Consider the following 1416-nt stretch of genomic DNA (forward strand, 5'->3'; position numbering starts at 1 on the left):
TTTAACGACTGGATAAAAATAAAATCAGCCCGGGGGGATACCGGGCTGGTTGAGATTATCAACAGAATTAGTCTGCCAATACAGAGATTAACGCAGAAGCTGCAGAACGTTCTGCGGAACCTGGTTGGCCTGTGCCAGAACAGAAGTACCGGCAGACTGCAGGATGTTAGCGCGGCTCATATTAGATACTTCAGACGCGAAGTCAGCGTCGAGGATACGAGAACGAGACTCAGACAGGTTGTTAACGGTGTTGTTCAGGTTGCTGATAACAGAATCGAAACGGTTCTGTACGGCACCGAGGCCAGAACGCAGTTTGTCAACCTGAGACAGCGCGGCATCGATAGCTTTCAGCGGATCGGTGGTTGCTGGTTTGGTGTTAACTGCGGTTTTTAAATCAGTGATGGTCGCAGTGAAATTACCAGCCTTATCGTTGGTAGTATCCAGTTTGGCATTGGTTAAATTACCCGTAGCATCTTCCAGATAGTAGTTACCTTTACCATCGTCTTTCAGGGTGGTACCGGCCGGTACACCTGTTACTTGTGTAGAGTGATAAGCTTCTTGGTCTTTTACTGATGTAGGTGCTGTAGCCTTAGTAAAACCTGTAGCCGCACCAGCACTATCGAAGGTCATACCGCCTTTACCGTCATCCTTAATTTCATAGTACTTATTATTTGCCGGATCGGCATCTGTACCAATCTGGGCGTAGATTTTACCAGTTGCATCATCTTTAACAATATTATCCGCCTTTTTGGCACCTTTGTCTGTGACATTAGCTACATCATACTTATAGCCTTCATCAACATTCACATTAGCGCCTGTTGTATTCAGGGTTGCGGCATTAATACCGCCAGCCACGTTGAAATCAGTCATCCCGAGGGTGCCGGCATCCATCTTGCTCAGATCGATACTGATAGTTTCGCTATCGTTAGAACCTACCTGAATAGACAGAGACTGATCCTGGCTGAGAACTTTAACGCCGTTAAATTCAGTCTGATTGGAGATGCGGTCGATTTCATCCAGACGGGCATTGATTTCGTCCTGGATGGACTGACGGTCAGAATCGGAGTTAGTGCCGTTCTGCGCCTGAACAGTCAGACGACGGATGTTCTGCAGGTTGTCGTTCACTTCGTTCAGCGCACCTTCAGTGGTCTGAGCGATGGAGATACCGTCGTTAGCGTTGCGGGAAGCCTGAGTCAGACCAGAGATGCTGGCGGTGAAACGGTTGCTGATAGCCTGGCCAGCAGCATCGTCTTTTGCGCTGTTAATACGCAGACCAGAAGACAGGCGTTGGATCGCAGTGCCGAGAGTGGACTGAGATTTGTTCAGGTTGTTCTGTGCAACCAGGCTCAGTGCGTTGGTATTAATGACCTGTGACATGATATATCCTCAATTAAAACCTGGCGGTGCGATCCGCCC

Annotated in this window: 1 protein-coding gene; it reads right to left on the reverse strand. The window is 48.4% G+C overall.

Translation table 11 applies throughout. From position 1 onward, the window contains the following. Positions 1-87: 87 nt before the first annotated feature. Positions 88-1377, reverse strand: coding sequence for a FliC/FljB family flagellin (locus D9742_RS22845; RefSeq protein ID WP_130238329.1), 1290 nt, complete (start codon positions 1375-1377; stop codon positions 88-90). Positions 1378-1416: the final 39 nt, after the last annotated feature.

The sequence above is a fragment of the Escherichia sp. E1V33 genome, from assembly GCF_004211955.1.
Taxonomy (GTDB): Bacteria; Pseudomonadota; Gammaproteobacteria; order Enterobacterales; family Enterobacteriaceae; genus Escherichia.